The sequence below is a fragment of the Flavobacterium sp. GSB-24 genome (assembly GCF_027924665.1).
In the GTDB taxonomy this organism is placed as follows: Bacteria; Bacteroidota; Bacteroidia; order Flavobacteriales; family Flavobacteriaceae; genus Flavobacterium.
The window spans coordinates 329,830-349,631 of the sequence record NZ_AP027043.1 but is presented as its reverse complement, the minus strand read 5'-3'; the positions used below and the strand labels follow the sequence as shown (position 1 = coordinate 349,631).

19 protein-coding genes are annotated in these 19,802 nt (G+C 29.3%); all 19 read left to right on the top strand.

Features of this window, described 5'->3' with window-relative positions; all coding sequences use genetic code 11:
• Window positions 1-8: 8 nt before the first annotated feature.
• The gene (locus QMG60_RS01690; protein WP_281866695.1) at window positions 9-1,490 is read left to right on the top strand and encodes an oligosaccharide flippase family protein; all 1,482 of its coding nucleotides are present in this window, start codon (window positions 9-11) and stop codon (window positions 1,488-1,490) included.
• A 246-nt stretch (window positions 1,491-1,736) separates the two neighbouring features.
• Window positions 1,737-2,603 (top strand): glycosyltransferase family 2 protein, encoded by an 867-nt coding sequence (locus tag QMG60_RS01685; protein ID WP_281866694.1) that lies wholly within the window; start codon window positions 1,737-1,739, stop codon window positions 2,601-2,603.
• On the top strand, window positions 2,597-3,673 hold the full coding sequence (locus QMG60_RS01680; protein ID WP_281866693.1) for a glycosyltransferase: 1,077 nt from the start codon (window positions 2,597-2,599) through the stop codon (window positions 3,671-3,673). Before QMG60_RS01685 ends, QMG60_RS01680 begins: the two co-directional genes overlap by 7 nt.
• A gap of 10 nt (window positions 3,674-3,683) precedes the next feature.
• Window positions 3,684-4,751, top strand: a complete 1,068-nt coding sequence (locus QMG60_RS01675) for an EpsG family protein (protein ID WP_281866692.1) — start codon at window positions 3,684-3,686, stop codon at window positions 4,749-4,751.
• Window positions 4,751-5,635 (top strand): glycosyltransferase family 2 protein, encoded by an 885-nt coding sequence (locus QMG60_RS01670; RefSeq protein WP_281866691.1) that lies wholly within the window; start codon window positions 4,751-4,753, stop codon window positions 5,633-5,635. The genes QMG60_RS01675 and QMG60_RS01670 overlap by 1 nt, the downstream gene beginning before the upstream one ends.
• Window positions 5,622-6,737, top strand: coding sequence for a glycosyltransferase family 1 protein (locus QMG60_RS01665; protein ID WP_281866690.1), 1,116 nt, complete (start codon window positions 5,622-5,624; stop codon window positions 6,735-6,737). The genes QMG60_RS01670 and QMG60_RS01665 overlap by 14 nt, the downstream gene beginning before the upstream one ends.
• Window positions 6,727-7,554 carry a glycosyltransferase gene (locus QMG60_RS01660; RefSeq protein WP_281866689.1) on the top strand — a complete coding sequence of 276 codons (828 nt, stop codon included), beginning with the start codon at window positions 6,727-6,729 and terminating at the stop codon, window positions 7,552-7,554. Before QMG60_RS01665 ends, QMG60_RS01660 begins: the two co-directional genes overlap by 11 nt.
• Window positions 7,554-8,486, top strand: a complete 933-nt coding sequence (locus tag QMG60_RS01655; protein WP_281866688.1) for an NAD-dependent epimerase/dehydratase family protein — start codon at window positions 7,554-7,556, stop codon at window positions 8,484-8,486. The genes QMG60_RS01660 and QMG60_RS01655 overlap by 1 nt, the downstream gene beginning before the upstream one ends.
• Window positions 8,483-9,601: a GDP-mannose 4,6-dehydratase gene (gmd, locus tag QMG60_RS01650; protein ID WP_281866687.1), complete on the top strand. Its 1,119-nt coding sequence runs from the start codon at window positions 8,483-8,485 to the stop codon at window positions 9,599-9,601. The genes QMG60_RS01655 and gmd overlap by 4 nt, the downstream gene beginning before the upstream one ends.
• A gap of 48 nt (window positions 9,602-9,649) precedes the next feature.
• Window positions 9,650-10,582, top strand: coding sequence for a GDP-L-fucose synthase (locus QMG60_RS01645; RefSeq protein WP_134142230.1), 933 nt, complete (start codon window positions 9,650-9,652; stop codon window positions 10,580-10,582).
• 9 nt (window positions 10,583-10,591) lie between these two features.
• Complete coding sequence (locus QMG60_RS01640) at window positions 10,592-11,557, top strand: glycosyltransferase family 4 protein (RefSeq protein WP_281866686.1); 966 nt, start codon at window positions 10,592-10,594, stop codon at window positions 11,555-11,557.
• Entirely contained in the window at window positions 11,554-11,973 is a 420-nt protein-coding gene (locus QMG60_RS01635) for a WxcM-like domain-containing protein (protein WP_134142233.1), read from the top strand. Before QMG60_RS01640 ends, QMG60_RS01635 begins: the two co-directional genes overlap by 4 nt.
• A gap of 1 nt (window position 11,974) precedes the next feature.
• Window positions 11,975-13,102 carry an aminotransferase class I/II-fold pyridoxal phosphate-dependent enzyme gene (locus QMG60_RS01630; protein WP_281866685.1) on the top strand — a complete coding sequence of 376 codons (1,128 nt, stop codon included), beginning with the start codon at window positions 11,975-11,977 and terminating at the stop codon, window positions 13,100-13,102.
• A 14-nt stretch (window positions 13,103-13,116) separates the two neighbouring features.
• Entirely contained in the window at window positions 13,117-13,683 is a 567-nt protein-coding gene (gene rfbC / locus QMG60_RS01625; RefSeq protein WP_281866684.1) for a dTDP-4-dehydrorhamnose 3,5-epimerase, read from the top strand.
• A complete protein-coding gene (rfbD, locus tag QMG60_RS01620) occupies window positions 13,665-14,510 on the top strand; it encodes a dTDP-4-dehydrorhamnose reductase (RefSeq protein ID WP_134142237.1) in 846 nt (281 codons plus the stop codon). Before rfbC ends, rfbD begins: the two co-directional genes overlap by 19 nt.
• Before the next feature lie 77 nt (window positions 14,511-14,587).
• Window positions 14,588-15,472, top strand: coding sequence for a glucose-1-phosphate thymidylyltransferase RfbA (gene rfbA, locus QMG60_RS01615; protein ID WP_281866683.1), 885 nt, complete (start codon window positions 14,588-14,590; stop codon window positions 15,470-15,472).
• A gap of 84 nt (window positions 15,473-15,556) precedes the next feature.
• Complete coding sequence (locus QMG60_RS01610) at window positions 15,557-17,524, top strand: nucleoside-diphosphate sugar epimerase/dehydratase (protein WP_281866682.1); 1,968 nt, start codon at window positions 15,557-15,559, stop codon at window positions 17,522-17,524.
• Between the two features lie 138 nt (window positions 17,525-17,662).
• On the top strand, window positions 17,663-18,529 hold the full coding sequence (locus tag QMG60_RS01605) for an ABC transporter permease (RefSeq protein WP_134142241.1): 867 nt from the start codon (window positions 17,663-17,665) through the stop codon (window positions 18,527-18,529).
• Window positions 18,529-19,797, top strand: a complete 1,269-nt coding sequence (locus tag QMG60_RS01600; RefSeq protein WP_281866681.1) for an ABC transporter ATP-binding protein — start codon at window positions 18,529-18,531, stop codon at window positions 19,795-19,797. Before QMG60_RS01605 ends, QMG60_RS01600 begins: the two co-directional genes overlap by 1 nt.
• The last annotated feature ends 5 nt before the right edge of the window (window positions 19,798-19,802 follow it).

The following is a 19,802-nucleotide window of genomic DNA, read 5'->3' as shown; positions in this document are numbered from 1 at the left end:
AATTTTTAATGACTGAAGAAGATAATGTTGATTATAAAAGCACTTTAAAAAATACAGTTGCTTTTGGGGGCTTGCAGTTCATAAATATCTTGATTTCTATAGTAAAGGGAAAATTTTTAGCAGTTTTTTTAGGTCCCATAGGATTAGGTATCAATAATGTTTTGCTTAATAGTTTAAATATGATTACTACGGCAAATGATTTAGGATTGGATCTAAGCGCGGTAAGAAGTATTTCGGAAAATTTAGATAATGAGAATAAAGTAATTCGAACAGTTACAATTGTTCGAAAACTTTTTTTATGGACCGGAATTTTGGGTGCATTGTTTACGATCTTATTTTCTAGTTTTCTAAGTTTTTGGACTTTTGGCACTTATGATTATACATGGTCATTTGTTTTTTTATCGTTATATGTATTATTTACAACTATTACGAAAAGTCAACAAACTATATTACGAGGAATTAGAAAAATTGATTATATTTTAAAATCAGGTCTTATCGGATCTATTGCGGGATTAGTAATCTCTATTCCGTTATTTTATTTTTATGGTGAAAAAGGTATAGTGCCTACATTAATATTGACATCTTTTGTAATTTATATTACATCTTTGTATTTTTTTAAGAAAGTAAATCTACAAAATATAAAAGTCAAAAACTCAGAAGTTATAGCGGAAAGTAAGAGCATGGTTAAGCTCGGAATAATGCTTATGATTTCTATTTTTATTGGAATGACTGTTAAGTATCTAATTAGTATTGGTATAGGCAGAATTGGAAATTTCAAAGATGTTGGACTATATACGGCCGCTACTTCTATTTCTGGGCAATATATAGGATTTATATTAGCAGCACTAGGTGCCGATTATTTTCCAAGATTAGCAGCAGCTCACACTAATGTAAATAAACTGAATAAAGTTGTAAATGATCAGGCTGAAGTAGTTTTATTGTTGGCTACACCTATTCTTATTATTATGATTATTACCGCACCACTAATGATAAGAGTCATATTAACTAAAGAGTTCATGCCTATAGTATCTTTTATTCGGTTTATAGCTTTAGGTTCATTTTTTCAATTATTTTCTTATTGCTTAGGATACATATCATTCGCAAAGAATGATAAACGTACTTATTTGTTTTTAGAAGCGGGTTTTGGAGCTTCATTACATTTGGTAGCGACTCTTGTATGTTACTATATATGGGGTATAGATGGATTTGGCTATGGTTTTGTGATTATTTATGTAATTTACACTTTAGTGATTTCTGTGATTACATTTAAATTGTATCAATTTCGTGTGTTTAAAGAAACATTAAAGTTTTTTACTGTTAATTTTGCATTTATCTTATCTACGTTCTTGCTTTTCTTAATTTGGAATAACGTTATATCTTATTTATTAGGTACCGTTATACTATTCGCTAATATTGCATACTCTTATAAACAATTGAACAAAAAATTGAACATTTTAGAATTTGTAAGATCTAAATTAAAAAAAAGATAAATTAGACATACATCGAAAATATGTCAGTCTAATATATAAAGACATTAAAGTAACTTAGGTTATGGTTGTATATCAATTTATAACAAAAATATTTATTTAGGAGAATACAAATTTCAAGAAAAATTTAATTTTTTACTATCATTAGATAAAACCAAACAATTAAATTCTAATAGCATATACTAAATATAAATCATGCTGTTGCAAGCTTTTACTTATATGAAAAATTATATTATATTTTTTTAAGAGATGTTAGAAAGAAATAACGAATTGCCACTTGTATCGATTATTGTACCGGCTTATAATCATGAGAAGTATATTGAAAACTGTATTGATAGTATTATTAATCAAAGTTACAAGAACATTGAAGTTATCATTATAAATGACGGATCTACTGATAGAACATTAAGTAAGCTTTCTTCTTACAAAAACTTTGAGCAGGTAAAAATAATTAACCAAGAAAATAAAGGCTTATGCAAAACACTTAATCTTGGTCTTTCTTTAACAAAAGGAAAGTACATTTCCATATTAGCATCAGATGATTATTTGATTAATGATAAGCTTGAAAAGCAAGTAGCTTTTTTAGAATATAATCCTCAATATGGTATGTGCTGTGCAAAAGCATATGAAGTTGATGACGCAGGTAAAAATTTGGGTACAGTTGGAGCTGTAGTTGATGAAAACGAATTATCGTTTCAAAATCTTTTAGACGGAAATAAGATAGCTATATTAACGGCATTACTAAAAAGTAATGTGTTTGATGAGGTTGGAGGTTTTGATGAGGGTTTATATATGGAAGATTGGGATATGTGGCTTAGGGTTTCAAACAAATATAAAATAGGCTTTTTAAACGAATTTGTGGCCTATTATAGAAAACATGAAACAAATATTTCTAGTAAGATTAATCTAATGGAAAGATGCAAAATTCAAACTATAAAAAAATGGAGAAATTTAGATAACTATCCGATAGTTTATAAGCGTCAAATATTAAGATCCTTTAATGAATTAGCCGGAAAAGATAAAATTAACGCATTTAAATTTATAAAAGAAGTGATTCCATTTTGGTATGCTCCCTATTTTTATAGAGGGTTTTTAAAATTATTGGTTAAATGGTAAATAAAAAAAATATTTTATTAATCACTTCTGCTCAATATGGTTACCATACTGATAGTTATTTTTACGCAGATTTATTATCAAAATACTATAACGTGTTTTATTTGGGCTACGATCATGGAGGTGAATATTTTGAGACTAAAAATGTTCATGTTTTTCATGTACCTTTTAAATTAGGTAAAATTAAAAGCAGAATTGCAATGATGAAGCTGGCATCAACTTTACATAAAAAAGAAACTTTTACACATACAATGATTTTTTATTTTACATTTTCTAGTTTGTTTAAGTTTTGTTTAGGAGATTCTATCCAGATTATGGATATTAGAACAAGTTTTGTTTTTAATAGTAAATTAAAAAGATATGCGTATAATCGACTAATGTGCTTGGAAACTAGTCTTTTTAAACATGTTACAATTATTTCAAAAAGTTTGCAAAAATATTTGAGAATTACTAAAGAGGCGCATGTTCTGCCATTAGGAGCACCCGATTTCATTACTAATGAAAAAGAATTCAGTTCGTTAAAATTAATGTATGTGGGAACATTTTATGATAGAAATATTGAACAAACAGTATTTGGATTTCATCGATTTTTAATCGGTTCTGGTTTTCCCAAAGATGTTAAATATACGATAATAGGATTTGGTAGTGAAGAGGAAAAAATAAAAATAAATAATGCTATAAAGGATAATAATCTAGAAGAATATATAGATTTCAAGGGAGAAATACGTTATCCGGCTTTAACTAGTTATTTTTTAGAAAGTAATGTTGGCATTTCCTTTATCCCGCTTACTTCATATTATGACTGTCAACCACCTACAAAAACTTTTGAATATCTTTTAAACGGTATGGCAGTATTAGCTACGAAGACAAGTGAAAATGCGTTGGTTATCAATAGATCGAATGGCGTTTTAATTGGAGATTCCACACAAGAATTTTCAGAAGGTTTAGTAGAACTTTATAGATTAAGAAAGACTTTTAATAGTAACTTAATTAAACAAAAAGCAAGTAAATTTACTTGGGAATATATTGTGGAAAATAATTTACATCTATATTTAGAGTCATTACAGAAATAATATTTAAAATATGTTAATATTCATAATATTATTTTGCTTGTTAATACCTGGGTGTTTTTTTTTCAAGAAAAGCATTTATAGTGGTCTTTTCTTGTTCGGTGTAATCATTGTTTTAGCTTTATTTGCTGGATTTCGAGGTCAGATTGATAATGATTACAATAGCTATTTAGCTATGTTCGAAATGATAAAAAAACCATCTGAATATTTTACAGATTATTCGACATTTTCTTATTTAGAACCTTTTTACTATCTTATTCCAGCTGTCTATAAGCTTTTACCATTCGACTCCTATGTTCTGCTTTTTGTTTTTTTTGCATTTTTAGGGGTAGGATTTAAATTATTATCAATATGGAAGTTGAGTGATAACATTGGCCTTGCGGTCATTACTTATTTTTCTTTCTTTTTTCTTTTACATGAAATGACTCAAATCAGAATCGGAATAGCTTCTGGTATAATGTTAATTTCTATATCAATGATTAAGGAAAGAAAAATATTTTTATTTGTAATGACAATTTTATTTGCGACTTGCTTTCATTATACGTCACTTTTGTTTTTGCCAATTTATTTTCTTGATTCTGAAAAGATAAATAAGAAATTATGGACGGGAATTTTGACGGTTCCCTTTATACTATATGTATTAAAAATAGATTTTATTCAGTTAATTTCAATTTTAAGTTTTGGTATTTTTGCTGAAAAACTAACTGTATATCAAAGCATGTTTGAATTGGGTCAATTTTCTGATAAAGTAAATATTTTAAATGTTCGGATACTATTACAGATATTTTTAACAAGTTTATTTCTTTACTATGCGGATTTTCTTCAGAGTAAAAACAAATATGCAGTCTTATTGTTAAAACTTTCAGTGCTGTCGCTTACTTTCTTTATTCTATTTGCAAGTCTGCCAGTTTTTGCTTTTCGTTTTCAGGAATTATTTGGCGTAGTTCAGATTGTTCTTTATCCATTTATTTTTTATATCGTTAAGGAAAAATATATTGGGATATTTGTTGTTATCTTCTTAGCATTACTAACTTTGTTGTTCAATTTATATTATCTACAATTGCTTAAACCTTATTTTTAATGTCAGTATCAATTATTCTAGTAAATTATAATACAAAAGATTTTACTCTACAATGTATAAATTCAATATATAATCATACGAGAGAGGTTGATTTCGAAATCATTGTTGTTGACAATAATTCTACTGATCAATCCGTAGAAGCAATTCAAGATCAATTCAAAGACGTTATTGTAATAAAAAATACTGAAAATAAAGGATTCGGTGCGGCTAATAACATAGGTATTAATTATGCTACTAAAAAATATGTTTTTTTATTAAACACTGATACTGAGTTAATAAGTAATTCCATAATGGAATTATTCAACCGAATGGAATCCAAAGAATGTCAGCATATCTTGTGTTCAGGTGTTAATATCATTTATCCGGATTTTGAACCACAAGAGTCGTACGGTAATTACCCCTCTTTAAAAGGGATTTTTCTTGGAATGTCTGGATTAAAGGTTTTTTTTCGTAAATATTATGATCGTTATTTAGCAACTGGTAAAATTTGTGATTTCAATAATGTTAAGGAAGTTGATCACATTGTTGGTGTGGCAATGTTTATTAATAAAGAAAAATTAATTAATCAAGTTGGTTTATTTGATGAAGATTTCTTTTTATATTTTGAAGAAACTGAATTATGTTACAGGATAATAAAAAACAATTTTAAAATTTGTTTGTTTCCTGATCTAAAAATTATACATCATTTAAGTAAATCCATGTCGTCTAATTTAAAAAAACATATTTATTTTGAAAGGAGTAGATATCTATATTTTAAGAAAACTGGAATGAAATTTCCTGGTCTGATAAAGGCGGTTTCATTTTTGTCATTTCTCAGGTATAGTATAACACAAAGAGATATTAAATATATCTATTCAATTAAGCAATTGTATGAAAAATTATAAAGGGGTACTTGGGATTAATTTATTAAATTTCAACTCTGATAAATTAGCCGGCGCAGGATATTTTATTAAGCGAATATTTTATCAGTTACAACTTGAAAACTTCAACAAAAGAATTGTAATTTTCGTTCCTAATAACTTAGACGTATCAAAGGTTTTTGATCTAGATTGTAATAAATTAGATTTTGAAATTGTTAAAATCGCAGGAATTAATTCGTTTATTAAAAGAATAATTTTTGAGCAGACATTATTTATTTCTTACTTAAGGAAATTGGATTATTACTATAGTCCAACGCCTGCATTACCGATTTTATTAAAAGTATTTTTGCCTAATATTAAGAGTATTGTTACTATTCATGATTTAATACCCTTTTATTTTCCTAAAAAATATCCTTTTTTTAGAAGATTATATGTGAAATTGATCACAAAATTAGGAGCTAAGTTTGCTGATACAATTATTACAGTTTCGAAATCTACTAAAAAGGATTTAATCTCACATTTTGACATTAGCCACGATAAAATAGTTATTGTTTATAATTTTATTCCTGAATTGATTAAGGAAGAAGAATCTATTATTAATAAATATTTTGTTACGGTATCTACAATTGAGCCAGGCAAAAATTTGATTAATATTATTAAGGCTTTCTATGAATTTCAACGCTCAGATAAGGGCAAAGATTTTCTTTTTTACATTTGTGGTAAAGATGGATGGGATAGTAAGAATATATATAGTCTTGTTGATGAACTAGGTCTGCAAGACAAGATTGTCTTTACTGGATATTTAGAAGAAGATAAAAAAAATGATCTTATAAAAGGAAGCTACGCAATGATTTATGTTAGTTTTTATGAAGGATTTGGGATTCCACCGCTTGAAGCAATGTACTATTCTAAGCCATCTATTGTTTCAAACAATTCTTCATTACCAGAAGTCGTTGGTTTGACAGGTCTATTATGTAATCCTAATAATTCTGTAGAAATTTGTTCAGCTATGAAAGAAATGCTTCTTCAAAGGAGCAGTTTAATAAAAAATATTCCATCGCAATTAGAGTTTTTTGACCCTTCTAAACAATTAGAAATATTTATCAATGCGATTTATGTTAAATAGAGATCTTTCCGTTGTTCTATCTGTTTATTTTAAAGAAAACCCTACTTATTTGAGGCAATCCTTGGAATCGGTTATTAATCAAACATTAAAACCAAAAGAAATCGTTTTAGTAAAGGATGGAGCATTAACGTCAGAATTAGATTCTGTAATTGAAGAATATGAACGAAATTATTCGAAAGTTTTTAAAGTAATAGCCTTGCCTGAGAACAAAGGCCTTGCAAATGCACTTAATGTTGGAATAAATAATGCAAAATATTCATTAATAGCAAGAATGGATTCTGATGATATTTGCTTTAATGATAGGTTTGAGAAACAGATAAATGCTTTAAATGAATTCAATTTAGATATAGTTGGTGGACAAATAATAGAATTTGGTAGAGATATTAATGATGTAATATCACATAGGATAGTACCTTGTGAACATTCTGATATAGTAAAATTACTTAAATTTAGATCTCCATTTTCGCACCCAACTGTTTTGTTTAAGAAAGAAGTTTTTAATGTTTTAAAAGGATATGATTCATCAATTTTTCCCGAAGATTACGATTTTTTTGTAAGAGCTTATTTGGGAAAATTTAAACTTGGAAATATTCCAGATGAAGTTTTATGGTTTAGAATAGGAGAAAATAGATCTGAAGCAATAAAAAGAAGATGGGGAGTTAAGTATGCAAAAAATGAATTTAATCTTTATAGAAAATTCTTGCGAATTAGTTTTTTTAATTATTCCGATTTTTTTAAGGTGGTTTTCTTTAAGATTCCAATTAGAGTAATGCCTTTTTTTATGTTTAAATTTATTTACTACAAAATTGCAAGATAGTGATAAATAATATACAAAATAAAAGTGTGATTATTACCGGTTTATCTGGATTTGTAGGCTCAAATCTTAAACTCTATTTAAAAGACTCATATAAAATTGTACCATTAAGTACACGTTATTTGCCTAATCAACAATTTGAAATTAATACAGATGTGATCATTCATCTTGCTGGTAAGGCACACGATTTAAAAAAAGTTTCTGTACCTCAAGATTATTACGATAGTAATTTTGAATTGACTAAACAGTTATTTGATGCTTTTTTAATTTCAGGTTCAAGTGTTTTTATTTTTATGAGTACAGTAAAAGCAGTTGCAGATGAAGTAAAAGGCGTTTTGAAAGAAGATGAAATTCCAAATCCAAAAACACATTACGGTATAGCAAAGCACCAGGCAGAAAATTATATATTGAATAAGAAATTGCCAGATGGTAAAAGGGTTTTCATACTTAGACCTTGTATGATTCACGGTCCTGGTAATAAAGGCAATCTGAATTTATTGTATCAATTAGTTTCAAGAGGTTTACCATGGCCACTAGGCGCATTTGAAAATAAAAGATCTTTTTTGAGTATAGAAAATCTTTGTTTTGCTATTAGAGAGTTGATGGAAAACGAGAGAATACCTTCGGGGATTTTTAATGTAGCAGATGATGATCCATTGTCTACCAATGAATTATTGGAATTGTTAGGGGTAAGTTTAGGAAAAAAAAAGAGAATATTAAATTTACCACGAAAAGTTATTAATTCGATTGCTAAATTAGGAGACGTCTTGCGCTTGCCATTAAATAGAGAACGTTTACAGAAGCTAACAGAAAATTACATTGTTAGTAACGAAAAGATTGTAAAAGAATTAGGGAAATCTTTTCCCGTAAAGTCAAAAGAGGGGTTGTTGAAGACTTTTGAGTCATTTAAAAAAATAAAAAAAATAAAAAAATGAAAGTTGCACTTATAACGGGAATTACAGGACAAGATGGTTCATATTTAGCAGAACTATTATTAGAGAAAGGATACATGGTTCATGGTGTTAAGAGAAGAGCTTCTTCTTTCAATACACAACGAATAGATCATATATATCAAGATCAACATGAAGCTCACGTAAATTTTAAGTTGCACTATGGAGATTTGACTGATTCTACTAATGTCATTAGAATTATTCAAGAAGTACAACCTGATGAAATCTATAATTTAGGGGCTATGAGTCACGTAAAAGTGTCTTTTGATTCTCCTGAATATGTTGCTAATGTCGATGGAATTGGTACGCTAAGAATTTTGGAAGCGGTTCGTATTTTAGGTTTAGACAAGAAAACTCGTATTTATCAAGCTTCAACATCTGAATTGTATGGTGGTTTAGCTGAAAATAAAAATGAAAAAGGACTTTATGATGAACAGTCACCTTTCTATCCACGTTCACCTTATGGGGTTGCAAAAATTTACGGTTTTTGGATTACAAAAAATTATAGAGAAGCATATAATATTTTTGCTTGTAACGGTATTTTATTTAATCATGAGTCACCAAGAAGGGGAGAAACTTTTGTAACTCGTAAAATAACAATGGCCACAGCTGCTATTGCTTTGGGAGAACAAGATTGTTTATACTTAGGAAATTTAGATGCTCAACGTGATTGGGGACATGCGAAAGATTACGTAGAAGCTATGTGGCGTATTTTGCAACAAGATGTTGCAGAAGATTATGTAATTGCTATGGGAGAAACTACCTATGTACGTGATTTTGTTAAAATGTCATTTGCAGAAGTTGGAATTGAGATAGAATTTAAAGGAGAAGGAGTAGATGAGAAAGGATATGTTGCATCATGCAATAATCCTGACTATCAAATTCAGATAGGTAAACAAGTAATTTCTGTTGATCCACAATATTTCCGTCCAACAGAAGTTGATTTACTTATTGGTGATCCTACTAAATCAAAAACAAAATTAGGATGGGTTCCTAAATATGATTTGGCTGGGTTAGTGAGAGAAATGATGATATCCGATCTTGAATATGTTAAAAGAGAAAAGATGTTAAATGAAGTAAGATCTGCAATTAGGTACTAATTTAAATAAAATCAGAAAAATTTATATTCTTGATTTACAATTGTAATTATGAATTTAAAAGATAAAATATATATAGCTGGACACCGTGGAATGGTGGGCTCGGCTATTTTGCGTCAACTGAAAACAAAAGGATATACCAATTTTGTTTTGAAGACTTCTTCAGAGTTAGATTTAAGAAAGCAGCAAGATGTTGCAGATTTCTTTGCTGAAGAAAAACCTGATTATGTTTTTTTAGCCGCTGCTAAAGTTGGAGGAATTATAGCAAATAATACTTACAAAGGAGATTTCATTTACGAAAATCTGATGATACAAAATAATATAATTCATCAATCTTACTTAAACAATGTAAAGAAGTTGATGTTTTTAGGTTCTTCATGTATTTATCCTAAAATGGCTCCTCAGCCATTAAAGGAAGAATACATGCTTACAGGAGAACTAGAGCCTACAAACGAACCTTATGCTATTGCAAAAATTGCAGGAATAAAAATGTGTGATGCATACAGGGATCAATTTGGATGTAATTTTATTTCTGTTATGCCAACAAATCTGTATGGACCTAATGATAATTACGATTTAAAGAATTCTCATGTTCTTCCGGCAATGTTAAGAAAATTTATTACTGCAAAACGCAATAATGATACTTCCGTAACAATTTGGGGAACTGGAAGTCCAAAAAGAGAATTTCTGCATGCAGATGATCTCGCCGAAGCTTGTTTGTATTTAATGGAAAATTACAATGAACAAGGATTAGTAAATATCGGAGTAGGAGAAGATATCTCAATTTTAGATCTAGCTATTTTGGTTAAAAAAGTAGTTGGTTTTGAAGGTGAAATTTTAACAGATACTTCTAAACCAGATGGTACGCCTCGTAAATTAATGGATGTCTCTAAATTAAATGGTTTTGGCTGGAAAGCAAAAACAAGTTTAGAAGAAGGAATTCAGAAAGTTTACGATGAAATTAAAGATATTAATTGGGAATAATTTCATAAAATGGAATATACAATTTTAGGAATTATTTTAATGATCATAATGCTGCTTTATTTTAAAGTGGCAGATCGTTTTAATATAATAGATAAACCTAATCAAAGAAGTTCTCATACAGAAATAACTTTAAGAGGAGGAGGGATTATTTTTTGGTTTTCAGCGCTAATCTATTTTGTTCAGCATATTCAAACAAATTATTTCTTCTTTACAGGAATAACACTTGTGAGTTTAGTTAGTTTTTGGGATGATATTCAAAGTTTACCAAATAAGATTAGAATTTCAATTCATTTTCTTTCTATCACTTTGATTTTTATTGATTTAGGTTTGTTTGATTTTTTTCCAATTTGGGGGACATTTATTGTATACATTTTAACTATCGGTTTAATAAATGCTTATAATTTCATGGACGGAATTAATGGTATTACTGGTATCTATACTTTAACTGTGATGGGATCTCTGCTGTATGTAAATTCAAATATTCAGCTATTTTCAGACGGAAGTTTTATAAAATATGCAATGATTGCAAGTTTGGTCTTTTTGTTTTTTAATTATAGAAAAAAAGCAAAATGTTTTGCAGGAGATGTTGGGAGTATTGCCATAGCATTTTGGGTAATTTATCTCGTTTTAAAACTAATTCTCGCAACAAATTCATTGATTTGGCTCTTATTTCTAGCAGTATATGGAGTTGATGCTATTTGTACTATTATGCATCGTTTGTATTTGAAACAAAATATATTTGAAGCACATCGTTTACACTTTTATCAAATTCTAAGCAATGAATATAAAATACAGCACAGATTGGTAGCGCTGTTATATGGATTAATTCAAGCTGCAATCTCATTATTAGTTGTAAGCCTTTATCAAAAAAATAATGATTTAATTATTTTTATAATAGTAATTCTGCCTTTACTTATTATTTATTCGTTTAAGTTTTATTTGTTAAATAAAAGTAATTTGAGATTAAAAGCATGAAACCAAAAGTAATTCAGGGAGGAAAGTTTGAAGATCAGAGAGGTAGTATTTCTTTTGTGAATGATTTCAGTTTTTCGGAAATCGAAAGGTTTTATATTATAAGTAACTCGAAGGAGAATCCAATCCGTGCTTGGCAAGGACATAAATTAGATGCGAAAAATTTTTATTGTCTTTCAGGATCCTTTAAAATTCATTTTATCAAAATTGATAATTGGGATAGTCCTTCTAAAGATTTATTTATTGAGACCGTTCATGTTTCGGAATCGGATAGTAAAATAGTTCATATTCCTGCAGGTTATGTAAATGCTGTCGAGTCTTTACAAGAAAATTCAAAATTAATGTCATTTTCTACATTGCCACTGGCAAATGTAAGTGAGGATGATGTGCGTTACCCGTCAGATTATTGGCCAATTTAAAATGAGTAATAAAAGAATTTATTTGTCGTTGTCTGAGGGGAGTGGTTTTGAGCAAGAATATATTCAAAATGCCTTAATGTCAAATTGGATTACTTCTGGAGGACCATATGTTGATCAATTTGAAAATAAACTTCAGGATTATTTTGACAATGGATCATATGTAGCTGCATTAAATTCTGGAACATCTGCCATACATTTGGCATTAGTATTATTAGGAGTTGAGAGTGGAGATGAAGTAATCTGTCAGAGTATGACGTTTTCTGCTTCTGCAAATCCAATTCTGTATCAGAATGCAATTCCAGTATTTGTTGATAGTGAACCTGAAACCTGGAATATTTGTCCACAGAATCTAGAGGATGCTATAAAAGATCGAATACAAAAAGGTAAGAAGCCAAAAGCTATAATTGCTGTTCATTTATATGGGATGCCTTATAAAGTTGATGAAATTCATAGTGTTGCAGATCGTTATGGTATTCCAATCATTGAAGATAGTGCTGAAGCTTTAGGTAGTAGCTACAAACAAAAAAAATGTGGCACTTTTGGTTCTTTAGGAATTCTATCATTTAATGGCAATAAGATTATTACAACATCAAGTGGAGGTGTGATTATTTCTAACTCTAAAGAAATAAAAGAAAAAGCAATTTTTTTTGCAACACAATCAAAAGATCCAGTTACACACTATCAGCATAGCGAAATAGGCTATAATTATAGAATGAGTAATATTTGTGCTGGTATAGGTCTTGGACAAATAAAAGTATTAGAGGATAATATTAAATCAAGAAGAGAAAACCATTTTTTTTACAGAGAAATTTTTAAAGAAATTAAAAAAGCAGCACTTTTTGATAATTTTAATGACGATTTTTTTTCCAATTACTGGTTAAATACAATTTTGTTAGAAACAAAAGAAGACAGGGAAATTTTAAGACTTGCTTTTGATGAATCAAATATAGAATGTCGTCCATTATGGAAACCAATGCATTTACAACCTATTTTTGAAAAATATCCTTATTATGGAAGTAATGTGGCCGAAACATTATTTGAAAAGGGATTATGTCTGCCATCTGGATCAAATTTAACAAATGAAGATAAAACTAGAATTAAGAAAGTTATATTTAACTTTTTTAAATAATTTGAATATTTAAAATGAAAATCGAGAAAACATTTATTAAAGACTTAGTAATTGTAGAACCAACTGTGTTTGGAGATGAGAGAGGCTATTTTTTTGAATCTTACAGTAAAACTAAATTTGAAGATTTAGGTATTAATATAGAATTTGTTCAAGATAATCAATCCTTTTCAAAAAAAGGAACCTTAAGAGGACTACATTATCAAAATCCGCCATTTGCACAAACTAAATTGGTTCGTGTTTTAGAAGGTGAAATTATTGATGTCGCAGTAGATTTGAGAAAGGATTCCCCTACTTATGGAAAATCTTTTAGTATTCTATTATCTGCAGATAATAAAAAACAACTTTTGGTACCACAAGGTTTTGCACATGGTTTCTCAGTTATAAGTGAGACTGCATCAGTGATGTATAAATGTGATCAGTTTTATAATAAAGCTTCTGAAGGAGGAATAAAATATGATGATCCATCACTTAATATTGATTGGGGAATGAACTTAGATGAGGCTATTGTTTCAGAGAAAGATCAAATTCTACCTTTTATTGATAACTGTAATAGCCTGTTTTCATGGAAAGAATTCTTGTAACAGGAGCAAATGGGCAATTAGGATCGGAATTAAACGTAATTGCTAAAAAACATTCAAACTACGAATGGGTATTCGCTGATAGAACCAATATAACTTTAGATGATTTAGATTTACTTCAAAATCAATTAGAGGAAATTAAGCCAAATGTTATTCTTAATTCTGGAGCTTATACTGCTGTTGATAGAGCTGAATCAGAAAAAGATTTAGCCTTTAAAGTAAATCATTTGGCAGTAGAGTTAATGGCAAAATATGCTAAAGAAAATAACGTCAAATTAATTCATGTTTCTACAGATTATGTTTTTGACGGTACTTCGTCCATCGCTTTAAATGAAGAAGCTGAAACTAATCCTATAAATATTTATGGAGAAAGTAAATTGGCTGGTGAAATCGCTTGTTTAAAAGAAAATCCAGATTCAATTATTATTAGAACATCTTGGGTTTACAGCAAATTTGGAAACAATTTTGTAAAAACGATGCAGCGATTAATGCAAGAGAGAGAAGAAATTAAAGTTGTAAATGATCAGATTGGCTCACCAACATATGCTGCCGATTTAGCTCAAGCAATGATTAACATTATTGAATCACCAAAATGGATTCCTGGAATTTATAATTATTCAAACGAAGGTGAAATTAGCTGGTACGAATTTGCACTAAGTATAAAAGAACTTGGAAGTTATAATTGCAAAGTAGGAGGGATTCCATCCTCATCTTATCCAACTCCAGCAAAAAGGCCAAGCTTTTCATTGTTAAATAAAGAAAAAATAAAAGCAATTTATAATTTAAATATTCCAAATTATAAGGAAAGCTTAAAAAAAATGTTTGTTTAAAATCTTAGATTAGAATTCTAGAGGTTTGAAAAATTAAACATCTAAAAATCTACAATCTACAATCTAAAATTAAGTTTATGAAAGGAATAATATTAGCTGGAGGTTCTGGCACAAGATTGCACCCATTAACATTAGCAGTAAGTAAACAATTAATGCCGGTTTATGATAAACCTATGATCTACTATCCGTTGTCAACTTTAATGATGGCAGGAATAAATGAGATTTTAATTATTTCTACTCCTCATGATTTGCCACATTTTAAAAAACTTTTGGGAGATGGAAGCACAATTGGGTGTAAATTTAGTTATGCCGAACAGCCAAATCCAAACGGACTTGCACAAGCTTTTGTAATTGGTGAAGAATTTATCGGTAAAGATAAAGTAGCTCTAGTTTTAGGAGACAATATTTTCTTTGGAACTAATATGCAGCAATTATTAAAGGATAATGCTAATCCAGATGGCGGAGTTGTTTTCGCTTACCACGTTTCCGACCCTGAAAGATATGGGGTGGTAGAATTTGACGAGAATAAAAATGCTATTTCTATTGAAGAAAAACCTTTAGAACCTAAATCTAATTATGCTGTACCAGGATTATATTTCTATGATAACTCTGTTGTAGAAATCGCTAAAAATATTAAGCCAAGTGCGCGAGGTGAATATGAGATTACAGATGTAAATAAAGTTTATCTTGAAAAAGGTCAGTTAAAAGTGGGAATATTAAGCAGAGGAACAGCATGGCTTGATACAGGAACTTTTAATAGTTTAATGCAGGCAGGTCAATTTGTTCAGGTTTTAGAAGAAAGGCAAGGCCTAAAGGTTGGATGTATTGAAGAAATCGCTTGGAGGCAAGGCTTTATTAATGATGAACAGCTTGAAGGGTTAGCTTTACCATTGGTTAAATCAGGTTATGGTAAGTATCTCATAGATTTTTTAAAACAAAAGAAAAAAGGTGTTAAAATTTAATTTACATCTATAAATAATTATTTAAAACCTTTAATTTGTATTTTTGTATATGTACAAATATTACAAGATTTAAATAAAGCTCAATTGAATACAGATAAACCAAATAATATAACTTCTTTGTTGTATAAAACTTTTTCGCCAAGAAATCTTAGGGCAAACATCAATAATCTGAGCTATCTACCTAGGTGGATTATCATTGCTATTGATGTAATGGTTTTGTTTTTTTCATTTTCATTTACTTATTTACTATTTGAAGGTACTGCCATAGGTTATATTATTACTTCACATGATTTTTATTTTGTCGCAAGTTTAATCCTAGTAAATATATTTTTCTTCTGGCTTTTTAGAACCTATTCGGGAATTATTAGGCATTCCTCTTATATTGATGCAATAAAACTGCTTTTTTCTCAAATGTCAGTTCTAGTTTTCTTCTTATTTATAAATTTAGTCTTTGAATTGTATACGGGACATAAAGCTTTTTTAAATACTGCTCTTTTTATTAATTTAGTTTTGTCTTTTTGTGGACTGTTTTTATATCGTGTTGTAGTTAAACAGACATTTGAAATGTATTTCTCTGAAAAAGCTACAACTAAACTTGTTAGAACTGTAATTTATGGTACAGATGCCAATGCAATATCAGTAGCAAATGCATTAAAATTTGAAACTCCCTCTCGATTTAAAATCGTGGGATTCGTAGATAAGAACAATCAGAATGCATCTAAACGTATGCTGGATCTTCCTATTCTAATTTTAAGGAAAAAACTTCCTGCATTAATGAGATCTGTTGCTGCGGAAGGTGTAATCATCGCAGATAAAAGTTTGAGCAAGGAGGAGCAATTAATTATAGTTGATCAATGTTTAGAATTTAATTACAGAGTTTACACTGTTCCATTAATTTCGGATTGGGAAAATCAAAAGGAAATTTCTCAAAAAGTTAAGAATATTCAGATTGAAGATTTATTAGAACGAAAACCGATTGTTCTAGATAGTAAATCAATTTCTAAACAATTAAAAGATAAAACAATTTTGATTACTGGAGCGGCTGGTTCGATCGGAAGTGAAATTGTAAGACAGGTTCTAAACTTTAATCCAAAGAATGTCATTATTCTGGATCATGCAGAAACACCGTTACATAATTTGTGTTTAGAGACTCAAGCTATGAATTTGAGTGCAAAGATTGTAGCAGTAATTGCTGATGTTAGAAGCAAAAAAGCCTTAGAAAAAGTATTTAAAAGTTATAACCCACATGTTGTTTTCCACGCGGCGGCATATAAACATGTGCCTTTAATGGAAGAAAATCCTTCTCAGGCTATTCAAACCAATATTAAAGGAACTAAAAATTTAGCAGACTTATCATGTAAGTACAATGTTAAAAAATTTGTTATGGTTTCTACCGATAAAGCTGTTAACCCAAGTAATGTAATGGGGGCAAGTAAACGTATTGCTGAAAAATATGTGCAGTCTTTATTCTTAAAAAACCAAAAAGAAAACGTTGAGGGTGGTACAAAATTTATAACAACTCGTTTTGGAAATGTTTTAGGGTCAAATGGTTCTGTCGTTCCTTTATTTACAAAGCAAATTGCCGAAGGTGGACCAGTTACTATTACTCATCAAGATATTATTCGCTATTTCATAACAATTCCTGAAGCTTGTCAACTTGTATTGGAAGCGGGAGCGATGGGGAACGGTGGCGAAATTTATATATTTGATATGGGTAAACCTGTCCGTATAATTGATTTGGCTAAGAAAATGATAAAATTGGCTGGTTTTATACCAGATAAAGAAATAAAAATAAAAATTGTAGGTTTAAGACCTGGTGAAAAGTTATACGAAGAATTATTAAATGATACTTCTAAGACTCTTCCAACATATCATAATAAAATCATGATTGCTCAGGAAATACAAGATGAGTATGAAAATTTACATAATGATGTTGATGAACTTATTGGAATTGCAGATTTTTATGAAAATGACGACATAGTATCTAAAATGAAAAAAATTGTTCCAGAGTTTAAGAGTATGAATTCTACTTTTGAGGTTTTAGATAAATAATTATCATTAATAATATAAATTAAAATAGAGCAAAAGGTGTTTTTTAAACACCTTTTGGTATTTTTAAATAATTGCTAAAATGTTAAAAATCTTGTTAATTTTAGAGGTAAGTAAGATTTCTTCTAATAGTTCTATCTAATGGATAAGTCTAATATTGAAAATGAATGGTTGTTTGAAATAACACCAAAAAATAAATTTTTCTCTCTTAATTTTAAAGAAATCTGGCAATACCGTGACCTTCTATTGCTTTTTGTAAAAAGAGATATAATTACAGTATATAAACAAACAGTTTTGGGACCGCTTTGGTACTTAATTCAGCCTTTGTTCACCTCCATTACATTTACTATAATATTTAATAATGTTGCAGGTATTAAGACGGGAAGTATTCCTCCGTTTTTGTTTAATCTTGCAGGTATTATGGTTTGGAATTATTTTACAGCTTGCTTGACAGGAACATCAGATACTTTTAAGTCTAATGCGGGAATATTTGGGAAAGTTTATTTTCCAAGAATTATAACTCCTTTATCTATAGTAATTTCAAATTTAATTAAGTTTGGAATTCAATTTGGAATATTTATTTTCTTTTACATTTTCTTTTATTTTCAAGGAGCCCATTTACAGTTAAATATATCTATATTATTTTTCCCAATTTTAATTTCATTTATGGGAATTTTAGGGTTAGGTTTGGGGATGATGATTTCTTCGATGGTTACAAAATATAGAGATTTAAATAATTTAGTTGGTTTTGGAGTACAGCTTTTAATGTATGTATCTGCCGTAATGTATCCAATGGAATTGATAAAAGAAAAACTTCCAAAATTTGGTTGGATTGTTGAATACAATCCTTTAGCGTATGTGATAGAAACTTCTCGATATATGCTTTTAAATATTGGTAACGTATCAATTTTAGGGTTAGTATATACAATGGCAGTTACAGTAGTTGTTTTTTTTTCTGGATTGTTGGTTTTTAATAGAACAGAAAAAAGCTTTATAGATACCGTATAATGAAAGATATAATATTAAAAGCCGAAAATATTTCTAAACAATATCGTTTAGGACAGGTAGGAACAGGTACTCTGAGTCATGATTTTAACCGATGGTGGCATAAAATTCGAGGAAAAGAAGATCCGTATTTAAAAGTAGGAGACACAAATGATCGTAGTACAAAAGGAACTTCAGATTATGTTTGGGCTTTGCAAGACATTAATTTTGAAGTTGAACGAGGAGAAGTTTTAGGGATTATTGGAAAGAATGGGGCTGGAAAGTCTACACTTTTAAAAATTCTGTCAAAGGTTACAGCGCCAACAACAGGAAGTATCAAATCTAGAGGACGTATTGCTTCTTTATTAGAAGTTGGGACAGGATTTAATGGAGAAATGACAGGACGAGAGAATATATTTCTTAACGGTGCCATTTTAGGAATGACCAAAAAAGAAATTACTTCAAAACTTGATGAAATTATCGAGTTCTCAGGATGTGAGCGTTATATAGATACGCCAGTAAAAAGATATAGCTCTGGGATGACAGTTCGTTTAGCATTTGCTGTTGCAGCTTTTTTAGAACCTGAAGTATTGGTTGTTGATGAGGTTTTGGCAGTTGGTGATGCTGAATTTCAGAAAAAAGCTATTGGCAAAATGCAAGATATTTCCAGAGGAGAAGGAAGAACTGTTTTGTTTGTGAGTCATAATATGGCAGCAGTAAGAAGTTTGTGCACTAAGGGTATGGTTTTAATTAATGGTAAAGTTGCAATGACTGGAAGCGTAGAAAATGCTGTTAGTTATTATTTAAGTCATGGATCAGAATCAATGAATAAGAAAGTTTTTTCATCTGAATATGATAAAAAAGAATTTACGATTCATGAAATCAGTTTAAATGCTGTAGGAAAATTATCCGAAGATCCATTGGATGAGTATCAAAAAATTGATATCAATACATTATTTACTTTAAAAGATGATTCAAGAAAATTACATTTAACTTTTGTTTTAAATAACGATTTTGGAGAGGCTCTATTTACATTTTCACATGTAAATGGAGATTTGAAATTAAATAAAGGATTAAATAAAATTAAATGCAGCCTGCCGGAAGGCTTTTTAAACATAGGGACATATTATCTTTCTTTATACGTAATTGAAGATTCAAAAGCGACAATATTTGTTGAAAAAGATATTATTTCATTTATTATTCAAGAAGGCGAAAGACCTTTAGGTTCTTGGATGGGAAGAGAGCCGGGGTTTATTAAACCAAAATTTGATTGGTCAATTGAAGTCAATTAATTAAC

Bases quoted from the DNA above. Each gene is read 5' to 3' on its own strand.
- QMG60_RS01670 (WP_281866691.1), top strand. From the start codon at position 4,751: ATGTCAGTATCAATTATTCTAGTAAATTATAATACAAAAGATTTTACT.
- QMG60_RS01600 (WP_281866681.1), top strand. From the start codon at position 18,529: ATGAAAGATATAATATTAAAAGCCGAAAATATTTCTAAACAATATCGT.
- QMG60_RS01630 (WP_281866685.1), top strand. From the start codon at position 11,975: ATGAGTAATAAAAGAATTTATTTGTCGTTGTCTGAGGGGAGTGGTTTT.
- QMG60_RS01690 (WP_281866695.1), top strand. From the start codon at position 9: ATGACTGAAGAAGATAATGTTGATTATAAAAGCACTTTAAAAAATACA.
- QMG60_RS01680 (WP_281866693.1), top strand. From the start codon at position 2,597: ATGGTAAATAAAAAAAATATTTTATTAATCACTTCTGCTCAATATGGT.
- rfbA (WP_281866683.1), top strand. From the start codon at position 14,588: ATGAAAGGAATAATATTAGCTGGAGGTTCTGGCACAAGATTGCACCCA.
- QMG60_RS01605 (WP_134142241.1), top strand. From the start codon at position 17,663: ATGGATAAGTCTAATATTGAAAATGAATGGTTGTTTGAAATAACACCA.
- QMG60_RS01685 (WP_281866694.1), top strand. From the start codon at position 1,737: ATGTTAGAAAGAAATAACGAATTGCCACTTGTATCGATTATTGTACCG.
- QMG60_RS01645 (WP_134142230.1), top strand. From the start codon at position 9,650: ATGAATTTAAAAGATAAAATATATATAGCTGGACACCGTGGAATGGTG.
- QMG60_RS01660 (WP_281866689.1), top strand. From the start codon at position 6,727: ATGTTAAATAGAGATCTTTCCGTTGTTCTATCTGTTTATTTTAAAGAA.
- QMG60_RS01675 (WP_281866692.1), top strand. From the start codon at position 3,684: ATGTTAATATTCATAATATTATTTTGCTTGTTAATACCTGGGTGTTTT.
- rfbC (WP_281866684.1), top strand. From the start codon at position 13,117: ATGAAAATCGAGAAAACATTTATTAAAGACTTAGTAATTGTAGAACCA.
- gmd (WP_281866687.1), top strand. From the start codon at position 8,483: ATGAAAGTTGCACTTATAACGGGAATTACAGGACAAGATGGTTCATAT.
- QMG60_RS01665 (WP_281866690.1), top strand. From the start codon at position 5,622: ATGAAAAATTATAAAGGGGTACTTGGGATTAATTTATTAAATTTCAAC.
- QMG60_RS01640 (WP_281866686.1), top strand. From the start codon at position 10,592: ATGGAATATACAATTTTAGGAATTATTTTAATGATCATAATGCTGCTT.
- QMG60_RS01635 (WP_134142233.1), top strand. From the start codon at position 11,554: ATGAAACCAAAAGTAATTCAGGGAGGAAAGTTTGAAGATCAGAGAGGT.
- rfbD (WP_134142237.1), top strand. From the start codon at position 13,665: ATGGAAAGAATTCTTGTAACAGGAGCAAATGGGCAATTAGGATCGGAA.